The organism is Sphingosinicella rhizophila, assembly GCF_032378825.1.
In the GTDB taxonomy this organism is placed as follows: Bacteria; Pseudomonadota; Alphaproteobacteria; order Sphingomonadales; family Sphingomonadaceae; genus Allosphingosinicella; species Allosphingosinicella rhizophila.
The window spans coordinates 493,942-511,898 of sequence record NZ_JAVUPU010000002.1 but is presented as its reverse complement, the minus strand read 5'-3'; the positions used below and the strand labels follow the sequence as shown (position 1 = coordinate 511,898).

Genomic DNA, 17,957 nt, shown 5'->3' with positions numbered 1-17,957 from the left:
GAGGAGGCGATGCCCACACCGCAGGACCATTTCGAAGCCTTGGCCGATCAGCTTCCGATCGGACGCGATCCCTTGTCCGTGCGGCGGCGGCTGGAGGCGATGGAAGCCGTGCTGGAACGCATTTTCGTGATTCCCGGCATCAACCGGCCCGTCGGCCTCGACTCGATTATCGGCCTGGTCCCGGTGGTCGGCGACGTCGTCACGGCAGCGATGGGCGCCTGGCTGGTCTGGGAGGCACGCAATCTCGGCATGTCCAAATTCCAGCTTTGGCGGATGATGGGCAATATCGGCGTCGACACCGCAATCGGCGCCATTCCGCTGGTGGGCGATCTGTTCGACTTCGCTTTCCGCTCCAACACCCGCAACCTCAAGATCTTGAAGCGCTGGCTAGACAAGCACCATCCGGCGACGGTGGTAGTGGAAGGCGAAGTGGTGGCGCGGGACCGAGACCGCTGATCTTGTTCAGACGGCCGAAAAATCCAGGCCGATATCGGCAGCCGGCGCGGATTGGGTGATGCGGCCGACGGAAACATAAGTGACTCCGGTTTCGGCCTTGGCCCGGATCGTGTCGAGCGTGACCCCGCCGCTGGCTTCGGTCGGGACGCGGCCAGCCACGATCGCGACCGCTTTGCGCAGCGCAGGAACGTCCATATTGTCGAGCAGCAAGTGGGTCGCACCGGCCGAGATGGCGGCGTCGATCTGGTCGAGCCGATCGACCTCGACGATGATTCGGGAAATCCCGGCCGCTCGCGCCCGATCCACCGCGGCCGCGACACCGCCAGCGACGGCGACGTGATTATCCTTGATCATCGCTGCATCGTCGAGCCGCATACGGTGATTCTTCGCGCCGCCCATCCGGGTCGCATATTTTTCAAGGACGCGGAGCCCGGGTATGGTCTTGCGGGTATCGAGCAATGTTGCCCCGGTGCCCGCGATCGCATCCACGTAGCGCCTGGTCAGCGTGGCGATCCCGCAAAGGTGCTGGAGCGTGTTAAGCGCGGACCGTTCCGCCGTCAGCATGGCACGCGCGTTGCCGGATAGCCGCATCAGATCGGCACCGGCGCCGACCCGATCCCCCTCCCCCGCCAGCATCTCGACCCGGACATTGGCATCCAGAGCTGCGAAAAACGCGGCGGCAAGCGGAAGGCCGGCGACCACGATCGGCTCGCGACTGTCCATCACGCCGGTGAAGGCGGCATCGGCAGGAATCACCGCCGCCGAAGTGATGTCGCCATGATCGCCGAGATCCTCCGCCAGCGTATCGGCAACGAAGCGATCCAGATCGAAACGGTCGAGCGCGAAGGTCATGGCCGAACGCCGCAAGTTCAGGATCAATCGCCGGCGAAGATCGGCTTGCCGACATCGCCCTGGCCCACCGTCCTGCCCGCCATGTCGAGCATGCGGTCGAGCGATTTCTTGGCGGCGAGGCGTAGCCCTTCCTCGATCTCGATCCGAGGCTCCAGATCGCGCAGGGCGAGATAGAGCTTCTCCATCGTATTGAGGGCCATATAGGGGCACATGTTGCAATTGCAGTTTCCGTCCGCTCCCGGCGCGCCGATGAATGTCTTGTGCGGCGCCGCCTTTTCCATCTGGTGGATGATGTGCGGCTCGGTCGCCACGATCAAGGTCGAGTCCGGCGCGCGCAGGGCATAATCAAGTATCGAGGAGGTCGACCCGACATGGTCGGCATGGTCGAGAATGTGCGGGGGGCATTCCGGATGGGCGAGCACCGGGGCGCCGGGATGCTGCGCCTTCAGCTTGAGCAGTTCGGTTTCGGAAAAGGCCTCATGGACGATGCAGACGCCCGGCCAGAGCAGCATGTCGCGGCCGGTCTTGCGGGTCAGATAGCCGCCCAGATGCTTGTCGGGCCCGAAGATGATCTTCTGATCCTTGGGGATCTGGCTGAGGATGATGTCGGCCGAAGAGCTGGTGACGATGATGTCGGACAGCGCCTTCACCGCGGCGGAGCAGTTGATGTAGGTCAGTGCGATATGATCCGGATGCTTTTCCCGGAACGCCTTGAACTGATCGGGCGGGCAGCTGTCCTCCAGGCTGCAGCCGGCGTCCATGTCGGGCAGGACCACGATCTTGTCCGGGGACAGGATCTTGGCTGTTTCGGCCATGAAGCGAACCCCGCAAAAGGCGATCACATCGGCATCGGTCTTCTCCGCCTTGCGGCTGAGATCCAGGCTGTCGCCCACGAAATCGGCAAGATCCTGCAATTCCGGCGCCTGATAATAATGGGCGAGTATGACGGCATTTCGTTCCTTGCGCAGCCGATCGATCTCGGCGCGGAGGTCGAGTCCGCGGAGGCTTGCGGTAGGTGCGTTCATCGACTTTCCTTATCCGGTGAGCGGCGGCGTCCCGCCTGTTCCTTAAGCACATCTTCCATCCGGCGCGACCGGTCGAGGAAGGATGGATCCCGCCCCGGCTCATCGCGAAAGCGCACGGCAACATCGGCATCGATGCCCGCGGCCCGCAAGGGCATGGCAAAACTTCGCGCCACGGCACGGCGGGCGGCGTCGCGGGCCAGACGCATCGGCAGTGACTCCCGCGCCTGGCGAACCAGCTCTTGCTGGCCCCGGCGCCGATTGACCTGGTCGAGCGTCTGCTCCGCATCGGTCAATGCCAGTAGCACGCCGCCGCCATCATATTCCCTCACCTGGGTGAGGTCGACCTCCGGCCCGGCGATTTCGAGCGGCGGCAAGGATATGGTCAGCGTCTTGCTCGCATCATCCCAGCGCAAGTCGCTTTGCCTCAGCCGCGCCAGATCTATCTCGTAGCGGACCATTCCCGGCATGATCAGCGTCTTTTGCGCCTTCAGGCCGAATCGCGTCTGGGTGGAGGTCACGACCGCCACGAAGCGGGCCGCGAAAGGCGTTAGCCGCGCCTGCTCCCGCACCGACTGGAGGCTGGCGGCGGCGATCGTTTCCGGATCCGGGCCATCCCCGAACCAGTCGGAGACGCGCAAGGCCGCGACCAGCAACGCTCCCGCGACAAGGCCCGCGATGACGGCGACGATGATGGGGCCGAGCTTTCTCATGCCGCGAGCATCCATCGATCGCCCTGCCGCCGAACGAGCTGCCGGGCCTCGAGGTCGATCAGATGGGCGAGCACCGATCGCCCCGCCGCAGGATGGAGACGCGGATCGACCTCGCGATAGATGGATTCCACCATATCCGGAATATTGCCGGTGCCTGCCTCGATGCGGGAGAGGATCTGGCGTTCGCGCTGCCGCCGGTGATCGATCAGCTTCGCAAGATGGTCCTTCGGAGCGGTCAGCGCCGGGCCGTGAGCGGGATAATATACGTGATCGTCGCGGCCCATGAGCTTGTCGAGGCTGGCCATATAATCGGCCATGTCGCCGTCCGGGGGCGCCACCACGGTCGTCGACCAGCCCATGACATGATCGCCGGTGAAAAGGGCGGAACTCTCCTCCAGCACAAAGCAGAGATGGTTGGATGTGTGACCGGGCGTCGCCACGGCGCGCAGCGTCCACGCCGCGCCGTGCAGGGCTTCGCCGTCCGCGAGCGTCTTGTCGGCACGATAATCGGGATCGAAGCCGTCGTCCGCGCGCGGCCCTTCGTCGTGGAGCGCCAGCGCCGCGCAGCCAATGATCGGCGCGCCGGTCGCCGCCTGCAGCGGCCGGCTGGCGGGACTATGGTCGCGATGGGTGTGGGTGCAGACGATCGCCGCGACCCGTTCGCCGGATATCGCCTCCAGGATGGCGGCGACATGATCGGGCAGGTCTGGCCCGGGATCGATCACCGCGACCTCTCCCGATCCGACGATGTAGGTCTGGGTCCCGGTGAAGGTGAATGGCGACGGATTGTCGGCGAGCAGGCGTCGGACCAGGGGGTCCAGCCGCTGCGCGGCGCCGGGAGGCCGATCGTCCATGACCAGCATGTGGCATCTGCCCTCGCAAAAACCAAGCGTCCCCAGGAAAATCCGCTGCGGAACCTGTCTCTCCGCCGCTCGTCTCTTGCAACGGCACCGGAAGCGCGCAACGACGGATCGAATGGCAGATATCTTCCCGATCGGATCGCACGCCACGGGCTCTTCGGGTCGGCGCGTCTGATGGCGGATCCGCCGCCAAGGATGCCGGGTACGCGTCAGGGATCGACCCTCGATCCGCTTCGCAATCCCGTCTTCCGCGCCGTGTGGATCGCCAGCATGGCCTCCAATTTCGGCGGCCTGATCCAGTCGGTCGGCGCCTCCTGGATGATGACGTCCATCGCGGGTTCGGCGGAAATGATCACGCTCGTCCAGGCCTCCGTCACGCTGCCGATCATGCTGCTGTCGCTGGTCGCCGGCGCGCTGGCCGACAATTTCGACCGGCGGCGCATGATGCTGGCCGCCCAGGTCTTCATGCTGTTCGTTTCCGTCGCGCTGGCGGCCTGCGCCTGGACGGGGCTGATCACGCCGTGGCTGCTGCTCGCCTTCACCTTCATGATCGGATGCGGCACCGCGTTCAACGGACCGGCCTGGCAGGCGTCGGTCGGCGACATGGTGGAGCGGCCGGATCTTCCCGGGGCCATCGCGCTCAACAGCATGGGTTTCAATATTGCGCGCAGCCTGGGACCGGCGATCGGCGGCGCCATCGTCGCCGCAGCGGGCGCCGCCGCCGCCTTCGCGGTCAACGCCGCCAGCTATGTCGGCCTGATCGCCGTGCTGGCCCGCTGGCGACCCGATCACGCTCCGCAGCCGCTGCCCCGCGAGACGCTTGGCGTCGCGATGGCGGCGGGCATCCGATATGCCGCCATGTCGCCGGCAATCCGCACCGTGCTCGGCCGGAGCGCGATCTTCGGGATCGGAGCAAGCGCCATCCCTGCGCTGATGCCGCTCATAGCGCGCGACGTGATCGCGGGCGGACCATTGACCTATGGCCTGCTGCTCGGATCGTTCGGTTTCGGAGCCGTGGCCGGCGCGCTTGCCAGCGCAAGACTCAGAAGCGCTTTTTCATCCGAGACCCTGGCCCGGGGATCCTGCCTGGCCTTCGCGGCCGCCGCCGCGCTGGCGGGCCTCAGCCCCTGGCTGCCGGCGACCATGGCCGTCCTGCTCGTGGCGGGGGTCGCATGGGTGCTGGTCCTGTCCACCTTCAACGTCACTGTCCAGCTCCATTCGCCGCGATGGGTCGTCGCCCGCGCCCTCTCGCTCTACCAGATGGCCGCGTTCGGCGGAATGGCGGGGGGCAGCTGGCTGTGGGGCGTCATCGCCGAAGATCATGGCATCTGGGCGGCGCTCGCGGTCGCGGCGACCGTCCTGCTCGGCTGCGCCCTGCTCGGACTTCGTCTTCCCTTGCCGGCTCGATCCGACATCGATCTCGATCCCTTGCGCAGCTGGCAGGCGCCCGAAACGGCGGTGGCCGTCGAGCCGCGAAGCGGACCGGTCGTCATCACCATCGAATATCGGATTCGGCCCGAGGATCGTCGCCCGTTCCTGGCGACGATGGCGGAGCGGCGGCGCATCCGCCGGCGGGACGGGGCGCGTCACTGGACACTGCTTCGTGATCTGGCCGACGCCGAGATCTGGATCGAACGCTTTCATCTTCCGACCTGGTTGGAATATGCCCGCCACAACAATCGCGTCACCAAGGCGGATGCGGTCGTCACCGAGCGACTGCGGGCCCTCCATTGCGGCAAGAAGGCGCCGATCATCCGCCGGATGATCGAGCGGCAGACCGGCTCGATCCCCGACAGCCGCACCCCCAGCCCTCGCGAGCTGGCCGAGCCGCTCACCGATCCGAACGCCTCCTCCTAAACATTTGAATAGAACCTGGTGTTGCTTTGTTTTCCGTCGTTTCCGAGTCGCCAGATCATTTCATCTGACTTGCGATCACCTGAGCCGATCAGCCGGCAAACAATATTTCCGCCACGCCCCTATGGCCTGGCCGGACCATGAACAGGCCGCCGGCCTGCGGCTGGCCGGCAAGCGCCTGTGCGTCGAGGCCGGTGCGCGCCGAGGTGATGAACAGATGATCGAGGCCGGGGCCACCGAAGGCGCAACTGGTCGGGCGCTGTACCGGCACAGACAGCTCGCCGATACAGGCGCCGGAGGGGCTGAACCGCCGGACGCACCAGCCATCCCAGAACGCCACCCAGAGACAGCCTTCGGCATCCACCGTCATGCCGTCGGGCGATCCCCCGTCTTCGCCGAATTGCGCGAATATCCTGCGCTCGCTGGGATTGCCCTGCTCGTCGAGATCGAATGCGTAGATGATCCGCCGCGCACTGTCGTTATGATACATGGAATGGCCGTCCGGGCTGAAGGCCGGGCCATTGGTCACCCGATAGCCATCGTCCAAGCGCCTCCAGCTGAGATCTGGATCGAACCGATAAAGCGCTCCCTGGGCGAGCTCTTCGCGATCGTCCATCGTGCCGGCCCAGAAGCGCCCATTTCGGTCGACCTTGCCGTCATTGAAGCGGTTGGTGGGGCGATCGGGCTCGGGATCGGCGATGATCTCGTATAGATTCCGGGCGGGATCGACTGCGGCGATGCCCTGGTCAGTCCCGGCGACGAAGCCGCCCGATCGCCGGGGAGCGATCGATCCGACGCGAAAGGGCGTCGGCCAGGAGGAATGCGATCCGCTTTCCCAATCGTAACGGAACAGCATCCGACCCTTGATGTCCACCCAATAGAGCGCCCTTTCGCGTTCGACCCAGACGGGGCCTTCCCCGAGGAGGGCCTTGCAATCGACGAGGCAGGTGGCTTCCGACGCATCGGTCATGACCGCTGGATAGCCTCGCCAATGGCGGGCGCAAGAAAAGTTGGGACCCGATGGCCGCCAGAACGTTGGAGCCCTGAGGCGAAGGGAGTGCCATGCACTGGAGTGACGGCTTCATCGCGGTCGATTGGGGAACGACCAATCGACGCGCTTATCTGATCGGCAGCGACGGGCGGTGCCTGGCCGAAATGGAGGATGATCGAGGCATTTTGTCCGTGGACACAGGCGGCTTTCCCGACGCCGTCGGCGCCATCACGGACAGGCTAGGCGATCACCCGATGCTGATGGCCGGTATGATCGGATCCAACCGCGGCTGGAAGGAAGCGCCCTATGTCCCCGCCCCCGCCGGCCTGGAGGAACTCGCGGCGGCAATACTCTGGGTAGAGCCGGACCAGATCGGCATCGTGCCGGGAATCTCCTGGACGCAAGGCGAAGCGGCGGACGTCATGCGCGGTGAAGAGGTGCAGATCCTCGGGGCCTTGGCCGACGGTTTGGTGCCGGCGGAGACCATCATCTGCCATCCCGGCACCCACAACAAATGGATCAGGCTGGAGAATGGCAGGATTGCCACCTTCCGGACGGTGATGACGGGCGAGATATTCAATCTGCTCAAGGAGCACAGCATCCTCGCCGATCTGCTGAAGCCCCCCGCCGTCGCCGACGCCGCCTTCGAGGCCGGCGTCCGACGTGGCTTCGAGCAAGGCGATCTCACCGCCGACCTGTTCTCGGTCCGCGCCCGCGTGCTGCTCGGCAAGGCGCCGGCGCACGCGGCGGCATCCTATACGAGCGGCCTCCTGATCGGCAGCGATCTGCGGATCGGCCTTGGCTTCGCCGGCGATGCCGATATCGTGGTCATGGGCCGGCCTGAACTGACCGGTCTGTTCGCCGCCGCGCTCCGGGAGCTGGGCCGCGAGGGCCGCGAAATCGACGGCGAGGAGGCCTTCCTCGCCGGGGCAAGGCGTTTAGCGGAGCTGCTATCATGAGTGCGATCGAAACCCTGACGCGCCGGCTCGGCGAATGTCCTCTGATCGCAATCATCCGCGGCGTGACGCCGGACGAGGCGGCGGCGGTCGGCGAAGCCATCCATGGAGCGGGCATCCGGATCATCGAGGTGCCGCTCAATTCGCCCGATCCCTTCGCCAGCATCGGCAATCTCGCCAAGGCGCTTGGCGACAGGGCGCTGGTCGGCGCCGGCACCGTCCTGCATCCCGGCGACGTCGATCGGGTGCGGGACGCCGGCGGCCGCTTGATTGTTTCGCCTAACACCTATGCGCCTGTCATCGCGGCGACGGTGGCTGCCGGCCTCGTGTCGATGCCGGGATATTTCACGCCTTCCGAAGCCTTCGAGGCGCTGCGCGCAGGCGCTCATGGACTGAAGCTCTTTCCTGCCGAAGGCGCTTCGCCCAGCGTGCTGAAAGCCCAGCGTGCGGTCCTCCCGAAGGATATGCCGGTTCTGGCCGTCGGCGGCATAACCCCCGCCAATATGCGAACGTGGCTCGATGCGGGGGCCGACGGTTTCGGCCTCGGCTCCGGCCTCTACCGGCCGGGCCAGCCGCCGCACCAGATCGGCGCTCAGGCGCAGGCCTATGTCGAAGCACTCATGCCGTGAAGCCGCTTCGCATCGCCATAATCGGCTATGGCAAGATCGCTCGCGACCAACATGTGCCGGCGATCCAGGCCAATGCGCGGTTCGCGCTGGCCGCGACCGTCAGCTCCAAGCCGGAGCCGCATCCCGGCATTCCCAGCTTCGGGACGCATCGGGAGATGCTCGCCGCTATGCACGATCTGGACGCGGTCGCGATCTGCACTCCGCCTTCCGTCCGGTACGACATAGGCCGCGACTGCCTGCTTGCCGGAAAGCATGTGCTGCTAGAAAAGCCGCCGGCGGCGACGCTTGGCGAAGTCGAGGAGCTGGCGAGGGTCGCGGCGGCCAGGGACGCGACCCTGTTCACCACCTGGCACGCCCAGCATGCTGCTGCCGTTGCCGATGCCGCCCGATTGCTTGCGGGACAGAAGATCGCGGCCATGAAAATTGCCTGGCGCGAAGACGTGCGCAAATGGCATCCAGGCCAGCAATGGATCTGGGAGCCGGGCGGGTTCGGAGTCTTCGATCCCGGTATCAACGCGCTTTCGATCGCGAGCCATATCGTCCCCGGGGCCCTGTTCGTCCGCGACGCCGAGCTGCTCTATCCGGAGAACCGGCAGACGCCGATCGCCGCCCGGCTCAATCTCGCCAGCCCCATCGCCAGTGGAGCCATCGAGGTCGCGTTCGACTGGCGCCACCAGGCCGGCGAGATGTGGAGGATCGACATCCGGACGGCGGACGGCCTGGAGCTGCGGCTGAGTGAGGGCGGGGCGAAGCTGACGCTGGACGGCGATCCGGTCGACGCAAGCGGATCCGGCGAATATCAGAGCATATACAATCACTTCGTGGACCTGATCGACGAGCGCCGCTCACATGTCGACATCGAGCCGCTGCGGCTGGCGGCCGAAGCCTTCCTGCTCGGCCGGCGGACCATCGTGGAGCCGTTCGTCGACCGCGTCCAGGACGTTTAGGGTCGACCCCTCAGATTCACCATTTCCGGTATCGGATCCTTAACCACGAGGAGCTCAGAAAGGCGGCAGGAGGATCGTCATGGATCTGTCGGCCAAGTTTCCCGTGCGCATGATGGATGGATTGGAGGAGCTGTCGCAGCTTCTGCACAGCCTCGGACTCTATGCGACCGCCTGCGACGAGACGGAAACCGTGGAGATGCTGCGCACACTTTCCGACCAGCTCGAATCCCACCGTCATGGCCATCTCGCGCGCAGGATGAAGCCGGCAGAATGGCCGGGTCCCGTGCGCCGTATTGGCGATTCGGCCGACCGGCGGGCGTCCTGGGAGCGGACGATCCTCTGATCCGAGCGCCCAGAGCCTGATCGTTTGGTGAAAGTGATACGTGCTTCCCGCCAATGGCGTGAATCAGCCTCTATTCAAATATTTGGACCCATTGCGCGATCGCCCTACATCTTTGGTGAAAGCGCGTGGCGTCGGCGGGAGCCACGGGCAACGGGTTCGCGGTTTGGAAGCACTGCCCTTGGAGGGTGAAAGTGTCGGCACGCTTTACACGAAGCGAAAAGGTTAATTCCGCTTCACCATCAACACCCACGCTTTTCCGTCATTCCCACGATTTGGCACGGCCCGTGTATCTATATCAGCGTCCACACAAATCCCCCTATGGGGCGGGCAGGCGCTTCTTCCGGTCGCGCCGCCCGCCCCTCATTTTTTGGGACCGCGCGGCCTGCGAATCGCGCCGTTGCCGGTGTAACGGTTCAAAGACCACCGAGAGAATTCGAACCGAGGAGTCCCGGCTTCCTCCGTCAGGCCTTCGCCACCTGCTTTTCTTCGAGCAGCGCCTGGAGTTCGCCGGCTTCGAACATTTCCATCATGATGTCCGATCCGCCGACGAATTCACCCTTCACGTAAAGCTGCGGGATAGTCGGCCAGTCGGAATAATCCTTGATGCCTTGGCGGATCTCCGAATCCTGAAGCACGTCAACCGTTTCGAAGGCGACGCCGAGATGGTCGAGGATCGCCACCGCGCGCGACGAGAAGCCGCATTGCGGGAACAAGGCCGTGCCCTTCATGAACAAGGTGACGTCGTTGCTGTTCACGATCTCGTCGAGGCGTGCATTGATGTCGCTCATGGATTTGCTCCTGGATCGGGGGCGGCGGTGGTGAGCTGAAGCGCGTGGAGCGCTCCGCCCATTCGGCCGCCCAGCGCCTCATAGACGCGCTGGTGCTGTTTGACACGCGGCAGGCCCCGGAAGCTCTCCGACACCACCCGCGCCGCATAATGATCGCCATCGCCGGCCAGATCGGTGATCTCGACCCGCGCATCGGGAATGAAGCTGCGGATCAGGGATTCGATCTCTTCGGCGGCCATAGCCATCGGCTCAGCTCTCGCTTTCCATGAACTGGCGGCGGGCTTCAACGAATTTGTGGTCGAGCGCTTCGCGGATGCGGGTTTCGTCGCAATCGACCCCGGCGGAGGTGAGATCGCCAAGGATTTTGCGAATCACATCCTCGTCGCCCGCTTCCTCGAAATCGGCACGGACCACATCCTTGGCATAAGCGTCCGCTTCCTCGGCCGTCAGTCCCATCAGATTGGCCGCCCAATGGCCGAGCAGGCGGTTGCGCCGCGCGACGATCTTGAACTGGAGCTCCTGATCACGGGCATATCTGTTCTCGAATGCGCGTTCACGGTCGTCGAAACTGGTCATGGCGGTCCTTTGTGAAAGTTTCCTCCAGATAGGCAGGCAATGCGCCCGGCGCAACGGCGAGCCTCAGTCTATCGTCACCACCAGCTTGCCGATGGCCTTGCGCTCGGCCATGTGCGCGATCGCCTCGCCCGCCTGCGCCAGCGGCCAGACGCGGCTGATCTTCGGCGCGATCTTCTTGTCTTCCCACAGATCGAAGAGGGTCTGGACGAGCGCCGCATTGGCCTCGGGATCGCGCGCCGCATGGCCGCCCCAGAACACCCCGCATATGTCGCAGCTCTTGAGCAAGGGCAGGTTCAGCGGGAGGAGCGGGATGCCCGCAGGGAAACCGACAACCAGATAGCGTCCTTCCCAGGCGATCGAGCGGAGCGCCGGCTCCGCATAGTCGCCGCCGACGGGATCGTAGATGATGTCCGCGCCGCCCGGCCCGACCGCGTCCTTGAAAAGCGATGCCAGCGCCTTCGACTGCTCCCTGTCGAACGAGCCACGCGGATAGACAAGGGTCGAATCGGCGCCGGCCTGCCGCGCCGCCTCCGCCTTTTCTTTGGAGGAAACGGCGGCGACGACGGTCGCGCCATAGGCCTTGCCGAGCTCGACGGCGGCCAGGCCCACGCCGCCGGCCGCACCGAGGACCAGAAGAGTGTCGCCGGACTTCAGCCGGCCGCGGTCGACCAAAGCGTGCAGCGATGTCGCGTAGGTCAGCACCAAAGCGGAGCCTTGTTCGAAGCTGCGCTCGGCGGGAAGCCGGTAGGCGCGGGACGGATCCACCAGTACCTTTTCCGCAAGGCCGCCATGCGAGAGCGTGGCAATGACGCGGTCGCCAGGCGACCAGCCCGCCACGCCCTCGCCCGCCGCTTCGACCAGCCCGGCAATCTCGAGGCCCGGCGCGAACGGCCGTTCCGGCCTGAACTGATATTTGTCCTGAATCAGCAGGACGTCGGGATAATTTATGCCGCAAGCCTTGACGCGAACGAGCAGCTGGTTGGGGCCAGGCACGGGATCGGGAAGATCGGCGAGGACGAGCGTTTCCGGTCCGCCCGCGTTGCGCGACAGCAATGCCTTCATGGCCTGGCCCCCTTCCTGTGAACTCCGAAGCCTATCGACCGCCGGCTGCGGCGACAGGCCGGGCAGACGCCCTGATGCCGAGCGGGTTTTCGGAGCACGCTATCACAGCGCGACTTCGTATTTCGCGCTGGTCTTGGACGCCACCTCCTCGACCGTGACGCCGGGTGCCAATTCGATCAGGCGGAACGGGCTGTCATGATCGACGCGTTGGAAGACGCACAGATCGGTTACAATCATGTCGACGACGTTCTTGCCTGTCAGCGGCAGCGTGCATTCCGGGATGAATTTCGGATCGCCATTCTTGGAGACATGCTCCATCACGACGATGATCTTCTTGACGCCGGCGACCAGGTCCATCGCCCCGCCCATGCCCTTGATCATCTTGCCCGGGATCATCCAATTGGCGATGTCGCCATTTTCGGCCACTTCCATCGCCCCCAGGACGGTCAGGTCGATATGGCCGCCGCGAATCATCGCGAAGCTGTCAGACGAGGAGAAATAGCTGGAGGACGGAAGCTGGCTGATCGTCTGCTTGCCCGCATTGATCAGGTCCGGATCGACCTCATCGTCATAGGGGAAGGGCCCGATGCCGAGCATGCCGTTTTCCGACTGGAGCGTGACCGTCATCCCTTCCGGAATGTTGTTGGCGACCAGGGTCGGGATGCCGATGCCCAGGTTCACATAATAGCCGTCGCGAAGCTCCTTGGCCGCGCGGGCCGCCATCTGGTTGCGATCCCAGCCCATCACGCGGCCTCCCTCTGGCGAGTCATTCGAAATTCGATCTTCTTGTCATAAGGCGCGCCCAGGACCAGGCGCTTCACGTAGATGGACGGCAAATGGATGCAGTCCGGATCCAGACTGCCGACCGGAACGATTTCCTCCACCTCGGCGACGCAGATCTTGCCTGCCGTGGCCATAGGCTGATTGAAGTTGCGCGCCGTCTTGCGGAACATCAGGTTGCCGCTTTCGTCGGCCTTCCAGCCCTTGATGATGCTGAGATCGGCACGGATGCCGCGTTCCAGGATATAGGTCTCGCCGTCGAACTCCTTATGCTCCTTGCCCTCGGCGACCAGTGTCCCGACGCCGGTCTTCGTATAGAAGCCCGGAATGCCCGCGCCGCCGGCCCGGCAGCGTTCGGCGAGCGTGCCCTGCGGGCAGAATTCCACTTCGAGCTCGCCCGACAGATATTGCCGCTCGAACTCCTTATTCTCCCCGACATAAGAGGAGATCATCTTGCGGACCTGATTGGTGCGCAGCAGCTTGCCGAGCCCCTCATTGTCGATGCCGGCATTGTTGGAGGCGATGGTGAGATCCTTGACCCCGCTCGCCTGGATCGCGTCGATCAGGCGTTCGGGAATGCCGCACAGGCCGAACCCGCCCGCGCAAATGACCATCCCGTCGAACAGGAGGCCGTCGAGCGCTCCTTCCGCATTGGCGTAGATTTTCTGCATGTGCTGCTCCGCTGCGAACCTGGCCATCGACGACGGAGATGCTTCGCGCTTCCGCCGTCGACCTGAACCAGGCCTCTTGATGCCCAAGACCGCGCATCGCGCCCCGGCCATGCCGGCGTCGATCAGGGTCCGTGATGCGCCGTTAAGCGCGCGCAAGGCGCCGGGTCAAGGAAGGCAGGGCTTCTCAGCCCTTCAACTTTGCCAGCACGCCCTGCAGCTGCATCGCGTTCGACATGTCGCCCTCGATCTTCAGCTTGCCCTGCATGAAGGCGGTCATGCCGTCGAGCCGGCCATCGCTCATTTCCTGCCAATCGGCCCAAGCAACCTTGATGGTCGTATCGGCCGGGCCATCCTCCTCGGTCGCCTGGTTGGCGACACCATCGAGCATGACGATGCCTTCGGAGCCGAAATCGAGCTTCACGCGCTTGCCGGGGAGCCATGCATTCTTCTCGTTGATGGCCGCGGCCATTTCGCTCTTCGTCATTCTTCGCCTCCAGCTGGTCTGCGACCCAACTAGGTTACGTGAACGTCAGGTCAAGGGCCCGGGGCAGGAATCGGAAAGCTCCTCGATGTTCCAAGTCGATCGAACCTCTAAGGGAAGATCGCAAGGGCTCGATCCTGGTCCGATCTGCTTTGGATATGAACTTGATCAGCCTTCGCTGCGCAGCCGTACCGCCAGACGCTCGATCTCGTCCGGATCGAGAATCCAGGTTCGCGTCTTGCGGCCTTCACGATGGACGGGCTTCGTCAGCAAGATTCGGGCCTGTTCCTTCGCCGATGGCTTGAAGATGGCGAAATGCATCGCGCAGTCGCGGATGGTGCCGATCAAAGGCGCCTTGCCGTCGAGATCGATCAAGGTCGCGGGCTCTCCCCACTCCACATCAGGCATGTGCTTCTCCCATGGTCGCACCCCTATCATCATCTGATGATCGCAAGAGCAAGTCGCGAGTGTCGCTCCGCGCGGTCGATATGGCCGTCACGAGTGCGACTGCCCTCCTCTCCTTCAGGCTTGGCCGGTTGAATTTCTAAGGACTGAGTGCGACCGCCGTCGGCCGCGCGCGCCGACGCGAGGCGCGGGCGCGCCACCAGATGATAATGCCGGTGACGGAGAGCAGTGCAGGAATGATCCCGCCCAGGAAGATCACGATCTGCCAAACAGGGCCCATGTCGGTGCCGTCGTGCCAGCGCCGAATCTTGCGCGCGAGCGTCTCTGGTCGGATCGGCTCCAGTTCCACAGAGGCGGGGGAGGCGTCGGCCACCTTGACCTCCGACGGCGGGCCGGCGTTTTCGAAACGGATCGACCATTCCGGCTGGCGATCGGTGGGCCATCCGATGCTGAGCAGCGGACCGGTGGCCAGCGGCGTCGCAGCCGCCAGCGCGGCATCCGCGGAGATCCGCGTCTCCGCCATCGGCTGCGATGGCCCGCCGCCGCCGCGAGGTCCGCCCGACATGCGTGTCGAACCGGATTCGAATTGACTGAACACCTTCGGAAAGCTGATCCACGCGCCCGTGAACGAGAGCATGGCGAGCGGGATCAGAATCCAGAAGCCGGTCATATAGTGCAGGTTCGCATTGGCGGTGTTGCGGCGCTTCCACCTGAAGCCGGACCTGAAGCCCCCGCGCAACGGCCACCAGAGCCAGAGGCCGGTCAGGCACGAGACCAGCATGAAGATCCCGACCCAGCCGACGATCGGACGCCCCCATCCGCCGGGAATCATCATCGATCCGTGCAGCCCGTGCAGCACCCTGACCACACCCGCATTTGCCGGGGCCCGGTCGATCAGCCTCGCATCTCTCGGATCCAGCCAGAAGTTGGTCCGCTCCGGTCGCCCGGGGCCCCGCGCGGCCTTTTGAGCGACGGCAAGAACGGGCTCACCTTCGGGGCTGAACCGCAGGCTGGTCAAAAGCTGATCGGGGGCCAGTTGCGCCGCCACTGTGGCGGCATAAGCCGATGGCGCCAGCCCAGCCGGTGCGATGATGACGTGGCGCTGCGGGTCCAGTTTCGCGTCGAGCCAATCATGCCAGACCAGCGCCGACCCCGTGACCGAGATCGGAATTATCAGGACAGCAAGGAGGAGGCCGATCCATTTGTGAACCTGCAGCCAGAGTGCGCGGAGCTGCTTCTTCGTCGACTTCGGCAAATTTCGGCCCCTGCTCAAGGCGTGTTCCCTGGCAGTACCTATTGCTGTTGCAAGCTTGTTGCAAACGATTATTAGCAACTTTGATAATGCGAATGATTCGTAACAAGGGGGCAATTCGATGAATGATCGGCTCAGACTCAGTCAGGGCATCAGCGCGTACCGGAAGACGGCCGTCGGCCGGAAGATCGCGGCAGGACTTGCCGGGTCCCTCCTGATCGGAGGGATCGCGCACGCGGAAGACCGGGCCGGGGAACTGACCACCCTCGAGGATAGCGATAAAGACGCGATCGTCGTGGTCGGCGAGCGGGAGCGCATCAACACCCTCAATAGCCGGCTGGGCGACGTCCAGGATGCGCCCCAATCGATCAGCATCATCGCCAAGGAGGTGATCGAACAGCAGGCGGCTTCCAGCCTGCGCGACGTGTTACGCAACGTCTCCGGCATCTCGATGGCGGCGGGGGAAGGCGGCGGCGGCCCGGGCGGCGACAATCTGACCCTGCGCGGTTTCGGCGCGCGCAACGACATTTTCGTCGACGGCATCCGCGACTTCGCCAGCTACACCCGGGATGTTTTCAACATCGAGCAAGTCGAAGTGGTGAAGGGTCCCGCCTCCGCCCAGACCGGCCGCGGTTCGACCGGCGGCTACATAAACCTGTTCTCCAAACAGCCGCAGCCTGCGAGCTTCGTCTCCGGCACCGCCGCCGGCGGAATCCCTGCCTACGGCCGCGCCACCGTGGACATCAATGTCGGTGAGGAGCAGCTCGGTATCGGCGGCGGCACCGCGCTGCGCCTCAACGCAATGTATCACAATGCCGACACGCCGGGCCGCGATTTCGTGGACAGCGAGCGGATCGGCGTTGCGCCTTCGATCGCGGTCGGCCTCGGCTCCTCCACCAGGGCAATCCTCTCCTACCTCTATCTCCGGCAGAACAACCAGCCCGATTATGGCATCCCCTTCGTGCCGGCGACGAACACCGTTCTGGCCGAATATGCCGACCAGCCCGCGCCGGTCGATTTCGACAATTATTACGGCTTGCTCGCGCGCGATTACGAGAAGACGCGCACGCACCTTCTCACCTTCGCGCTGGAGCACGACCTGACCGATACTATCCGCGTCTCGAACACCACGCGCTACGGCTATGCGGTGCGCGATTCGATCTATTCCGCGCCGCGTTTTGCCGGGACCGGTACCACGCTGATCAACCCGCAGACCCAGTCGCGCGACACCGTCGACGACGTATTGTTCAACCAGAGCAACTTGTTCGCCGAATTCGCGACGGGCGGCTTGCGCCACGATATGATCGCCGGGTTCGAGATAGCGGACGAGAATAGTCGCAACCAGTTGCGCACCGTGACCGCCGGCACCCCGACCGACCTGTTCGATCCCGACCCCAGGCGGCCGTGGACCGGCACGATCGTCGACACGCCGGGCGGCCTGGTCACCGCCACCGCCGACACGATCGCGGCCTATCTGTTCGACACGATCCACGTCAGCGACCAGTTGCTGCTCACCGGCGGCCTGCGCTGGGAACGTTATAAAAGCACGTTCGCGCCCGCGGGTGCGGCCGCGCCGTTCGAGCGCGTCGACAAGAACGTGACCTGGCGCGCCGGCCTGACCTACAAGCCGGTGCCGCAACTCAGCCTCTATGCGGGCGCGGGCACTTCGGTGAACCCGTCGATCGAGAATATGACCCAGACCAATGTCAGCGCGGATCTTGCCGCGCTGGATCCGGAGCGCAGCCGCACCTACGAGGTCGGGGCCAAGTGGGACGGATTCGGCGGGCGCCTGCTGCTCAATGCCGCGATTTTCCGCACCGACAAGGTCAATGCGCGGACCGACGGCCTGCCCGGCGAGCCGGCGATCGTGCTTGCCGGACGGCAACGTGTCGACGGGTTCGAACTTGGCGCGACGGGCAAGCTGACCCGCCATTGGTCGCTCATCGCCAGTTACAGCCACATCGACGCCAAGATTGTCGAGTCGAACGACCCTGCGGAAGTGGGCAATAATCTGCGCAACGTGCCCGACCATAGCGGCACCTTATGGTCGGTCTACAAGCTCCCCTCCGGCCTCGAGTTCGGCGGCGGCGTACGCTATGTGGGCGAGCGGTTCACCAACGAGGCCAATACCCGCCGCATCGGCGATTACTGGCTTGCCGATGCCACAATTGCCTACGAATTCAGCCCTCGCCTGACGGCCCGGCTCAACGTCTTCAACCTGTTCGACAAGCGTTACATCGATCAGGTGGGCGGCGGTCACTTCGTGCCCGGCGCCGGCCGCAGCGCCATAGCCACGGTGGCTTTCACGCTCTAGGCTGG

21 protein-coding genes are annotated in these 17,957 nt (G+C 64.7%); 7 read left to right on the top strand and 14 right to left on the bottom strand.

What is annotated here, in order from left to right; translation table 11 throughout:
• Nucleotides 1-9 precede the first annotated feature (9 nt).
• A complete protein-coding gene (locus RQX22_RS05510) occupies nt 10-456 on the top strand; it encodes a DUF4112 domain-containing protein (protein ID WP_315724396.1) in 447 nt (148 codons plus the stop codon).
• A gap of 6 nt (nt 457-462) precedes the next feature.
• On the opposite strand, the gene nadC is transcribed toward RQX22_RS05510, so the two are convergent.
• From nadC to RQX22_RS05490, 4 genes are read right to left on the bottom strand one after another with little or no spacing between them, the layout of a single operon-like run.
• On the bottom strand, nt 463-1,308 hold the full coding sequence (gene nadC / locus RQX22_RS05505) for a carboxylating nicotinate-nucleotide diphosphorylase (protein WP_315724395.1): 846 nt from the start codon (nt 1,306-1,308) through the stop codon (nt 463-465).
• A gap of 23 nt (nt 1,309-1,331) precedes the next feature.
• Nucleotides 1,332-2,333 (bottom strand): quinolinate synthase NadA, encoded by a 1,002-nt coding sequence (nadA, locus tag RQX22_RS05500; RefSeq protein WP_315724393.1) that lies wholly within the window; start codon nt 2,331-2,333, stop codon nt 1,332-1,334.
• Nucleotides 2,330-3,043: a DUF4230 domain-containing protein gene (locus RQX22_RS05495; protein WP_315724392.1), complete on the bottom strand. Its 714-nt coding sequence runs from the start codon at nt 3,041-3,043 to the stop codon at nt 2,330-2,332. The genes nadA and RQX22_RS05495 overlap by 4 nt, the downstream gene beginning before the upstream one ends.
• A complete protein-coding gene (locus tag RQX22_RS05490) occupies nt 3,040-3,906 on the bottom strand; it encodes an MBL fold metallo-hydrolase (RefSeq protein WP_315724390.1) in 867 nt (288 codons plus the stop codon). The genes RQX22_RS05495 and RQX22_RS05490 overlap by 4 nt, the downstream gene beginning before the upstream one ends.
• A 192-nt stretch (nt 3,907-4,098) precedes the next feature.
• On the opposite strand from RQX22_RS05490, the gene RQX22_RS05485 reads away from it, so the two are divergent.
• Nucleotides 4,099-5,760: an MFS transporter gene (locus RQX22_RS05485; protein ID WP_410001603.1), complete on the top strand. Its 1,662-nt coding sequence runs from the start codon at nt 4,099-4,101 to the stop codon at nt 5,758-5,760.
• Nucleotides 5,761-5,848: 88 nt separating this feature from the next.
• Here RQX22_RS05485 and RQX22_RS05480 read toward each other — a convergent pair whose 3' ends face one another.
• Nucleotides 5,849-6,727 (bottom strand): SMP-30/gluconolactonase/LRE family protein, encoded by an 879-nt coding sequence (locus RQX22_RS05480; protein ID WP_315724388.1) that lies wholly within the window; start codon nt 6,725-6,727, stop codon nt 5,849-5,851.
• Nucleotides 6,728-6,819: 92 nt separating this feature from the next.
• Between RQX22_RS05480 and RQX22_RS05475 the strand changes: the two genes are divergently transcribed.
• The 4 genes from RQX22_RS05475 to RQX22_RS05460 all read left to right on the top strand — a co-directional run bounded on the left by RQX22_RS05475 (nt 6,820) and on the right by RQX22_RS05460 (nt 9,623).
• Nucleotides 6,820-7,707: a 2-dehydro-3-deoxygalactonokinase gene (locus RQX22_RS05475; protein ID WP_315724386.1), complete on the top strand. Its 888-nt coding sequence runs from the start codon at nt 6,820-6,822 to the stop codon at nt 7,705-7,707.
• A complete protein-coding gene (locus tag RQX22_RS05470; protein WP_315724384.1) occupies nt 7,704-8,333 on the top strand; it encodes a 2-dehydro-3-deoxy-6-phosphogalactonate aldolase in 630 nt (209 codons plus the stop codon). The genes RQX22_RS05475 and RQX22_RS05470 overlap by 4 nt, the downstream gene beginning before the upstream one ends.
• Entirely contained in the window at nt 8,330-9,280 is a 951-nt protein-coding gene (locus RQX22_RS05465; RefSeq protein WP_315724382.1) for a Gfo/Idh/MocA family protein, read from the top strand. The genes RQX22_RS05470 and RQX22_RS05465 overlap by 4 nt, the downstream gene beginning before the upstream one ends.
• 79 nt (nt 9,281-9,359) lie before the next feature.
• A complete protein-coding gene (locus tag RQX22_RS05460) occupies nt 9,360-9,623 on the top strand; it encodes a hypothetical protein (RefSeq protein WP_315724381.1) in 264 nt (87 codons plus the stop codon).
• Nucleotides 9,624-10,084: 461 nt separating this feature from the next.
• Here the strand turns inward: RQX22_RS05460 and grxD are convergent, their stop codons facing one another.
• The 9 genes from grxD to RQX22_RS05415 form a co-directional block, all read right to left on the bottom strand.
• Complete coding sequence (gene grxD / locus RQX22_RS05455; protein WP_315724380.1) at nt 10,085-10,411, bottom strand: Grx4 family monothiol glutaredoxin; 327 nt, start codon at nt 10,409-10,411, stop codon at nt 10,085-10,087.
• A complete protein-coding gene (locus RQX22_RS05450; protein ID WP_315724378.1) occupies nt 10,408-10,656 on the bottom strand; it encodes a BolA family protein in 249 nt (82 codons plus the stop codon). The genes grxD and RQX22_RS05450 overlap by 4 nt, the downstream gene beginning before the upstream one ends.
• Nucleotides 10,657-10,660: 4 nt before the next feature.
• A complete protein-coding gene (locus RQX22_RS05445) occupies nt 10,661-10,987 on the bottom strand; it encodes a DUF1476 domain-containing protein (protein ID WP_315724376.1) in 327 nt (108 codons plus the stop codon).
• A 63-nt stretch (nt 10,988-11,050) separates the two neighbouring features.
• Complete coding sequence (locus RQX22_RS05440; RefSeq protein ID WP_315724374.1) at nt 11,051-12,049, bottom strand: NADPH:quinone oxidoreductase family protein; 999 nt, start codon at nt 12,047-12,049, stop codon at nt 11,051-11,053.
• Between the two features lie 102 nt (nt 12,050-12,151).
• The gene (locus RQX22_RS05435) at nt 12,152-12,793 is read right to left on the bottom strand and encodes a 3-oxoacid CoA-transferase subunit B (RefSeq protein ID WP_315724618.1); all 642 of its coding nucleotides are present in this window, start codon (nt 12,791-12,793) and stop codon (nt 12,152-12,154) included.
• The gene (locus RQX22_RS05430) at nt 12,793-13,500 is read right to left on the bottom strand and encodes a CoA transferase subunit A (RefSeq protein WP_315724616.1); all 708 of its coding nucleotides are present in this window, start codon (nt 13,498-13,500) and stop codon (nt 12,793-12,795) included. The genes RQX22_RS05435 and RQX22_RS05430 overlap by 1 nt, the downstream gene beginning before the upstream one ends.
• A gap of 184 nt (nt 13,501-13,684) precedes the next feature.
• Nucleotides 13,685-13,984, bottom strand: coding sequence for an SCP2 sterol-binding domain-containing protein (locus tag RQX22_RS05425; RefSeq protein ID WP_315724372.1), 300 nt, complete (start codon nt 13,982-13,984; stop codon nt 13,685-13,687).
• A gap of 165 nt (nt 13,985-14,149) precedes the next feature.
• Nucleotides 14,150-14,389, bottom strand: coding sequence for a hypothetical protein (locus RQX22_RS05420; RefSeq protein WP_315724370.1), 240 nt, complete (start codon nt 14,387-14,389; stop codon nt 14,150-14,152).
• Between the two features lie 136 nt (nt 14,390-14,525).
• On the bottom strand, nt 14,526-15,659 hold the full coding sequence (locus RQX22_RS05415) for a PepSY-associated TM helix domain-containing protein (RefSeq protein WP_315724368.1): 1,134 nt from the start codon (nt 15,657-15,659) through the stop codon (nt 14,526-14,528).
• A 100-nt stretch (nt 15,660-15,759) separates the two neighbouring features.
• Between RQX22_RS05415 and RQX22_RS05410 the strand changes: the two genes are divergently transcribed.
• A complete protein-coding gene (locus tag RQX22_RS05410) occupies nt 15,760-17,952 on the top strand; it encodes a TonB-dependent receptor (RefSeq protein WP_315724366.1) in 2,193 nt (730 codons plus the stop codon).
• The last annotated feature ends 5 nt before the right edge of the window (nt 17,953-17,957 follow it).

Excerpts from the sequence above, each read along its gene's own strand:
- RQX22_RS05510 (WP_315724396.1), top strand. The coding sequence starts at position 10 with ATGCCCACACCGCAGGACCATTTCGAAGCCTTGGCCGATCAGCTTCCG.
- nadC (WP_315724395.1), bottom strand. The coding sequence starts at position 1,308 with ATGACCTTCGCGCTCGACCGTTTCGATCTGGATCGCTTCGTTGCCGAT.
- nadA (WP_315724393.1), bottom strand. The coding sequence starts at position 2,333 with ATGAACGCACCTACCGCAAGCCTCCGCGGACTCGACCTCCGCGCCGAG.
- RQX22_RS05495 (WP_315724392.1), bottom strand. The coding sequence starts at position 3,043 with ATGAGAAAGCTCGGCCCCATCATCGTCGCCGTCATCGCGGGCCTTGTC.
- RQX22_RS05490 (WP_315724390.1), bottom strand. The coding sequence starts at position 3,906 with ATGCTGGTCATGGACGATCGGCCTCCCGGCGCCGCGCAGCGGCTGGAC.
- RQX22_RS05485 (WP_410001603.1), top strand. The coding sequence starts at position 4,099 with ATGCCGGGTACGCGTCAGGGATCGACCCTCGATCCGCTTCGCAATCCC.
- RQX22_RS05480 (WP_315724388.1), bottom strand. The coding sequence starts at position 6,727 with ATGACCGATGCGTCGGAAGCCACCTGCCTCGTCGATTGCAAGGCCCTC.
- RQX22_RS05475 (WP_315724386.1), top strand. The coding sequence starts at position 6,820 with ATGCACTGGAGTGACGGCTTCATCGCGGTCGATTGGGGAACGACCAAT.
- RQX22_RS05470 (WP_315724384.1), top strand. The coding sequence starts at position 7,704 with ATGAGTGCGATCGAAACCCTGACGCGCCGGCTCGGCGAATGTCCTCTG.
- RQX22_RS05460 (WP_315724381.1), top strand. The coding sequence starts at position 9,360 with ATGGATCTGTCGGCCAAGTTTCCCGTGCGCATGATGGATGGATTGGAG.
- grxD (WP_315724380.1), bottom strand. The coding sequence starts at position 10,411 with ATGAGCGACATCAATGCACGCCTCGACGAGATCGTGAACAGCAACGAC.
- RQX22_RS05450 (WP_315724378.1), bottom strand. The coding sequence starts at position 10,656 with ATGGCTATGGCCGCCGAAGAGATCGAATCCCTGATCCGCAGCTTCATT.
- RQX22_RS05445 (WP_315724376.1), bottom strand. The coding sequence starts at position 10,987 with ATGACCAGTTTCGACGACCGTGAACGCGCATTCGAGAACAGATATGCC.
- RQX22_RS05440 (WP_315724374.1), bottom strand. The coding sequence starts at position 12,049 with ATGAAGGCATTGCTGTCGCGCAACGCGGGCGGACCGGAAACGCTCGTC.
- RQX22_RS05435 (WP_315724618.1), bottom strand. The coding sequence starts at position 12,793 with ATGGGCTGGGATCGCAACCAGATGGCGGCCCGCGCGGCCAAGGAGCTT.
- RQX22_RS05430 (WP_315724616.1), bottom strand. The coding sequence starts at position 13,500 with ATGCAGAAAATCTACGCCAATGCGGAAGGAGCGCTCGACGGCCTCCTG.
- RQX22_RS05425 (WP_315724372.1), bottom strand. The coding sequence starts at position 13,984 with ATGACGAAGAGCGAAATGGCCGCGGCCATCAACGAGAAGAATGCATGG.
- RQX22_RS05420 (WP_315724370.1), bottom strand. The coding sequence starts at position 14,389 with ATGCCTGATGTGGAGTGGGGAGAGCCCGCGACCTTGATCGATCTCGAC.
- RQX22_RS05410 (WP_315724366.1), top strand. The coding sequence starts at position 15,760 with ATGAATGATCGGCTCAGACTCAGTCAGGGCATCAGCGCGTACCGGAAG.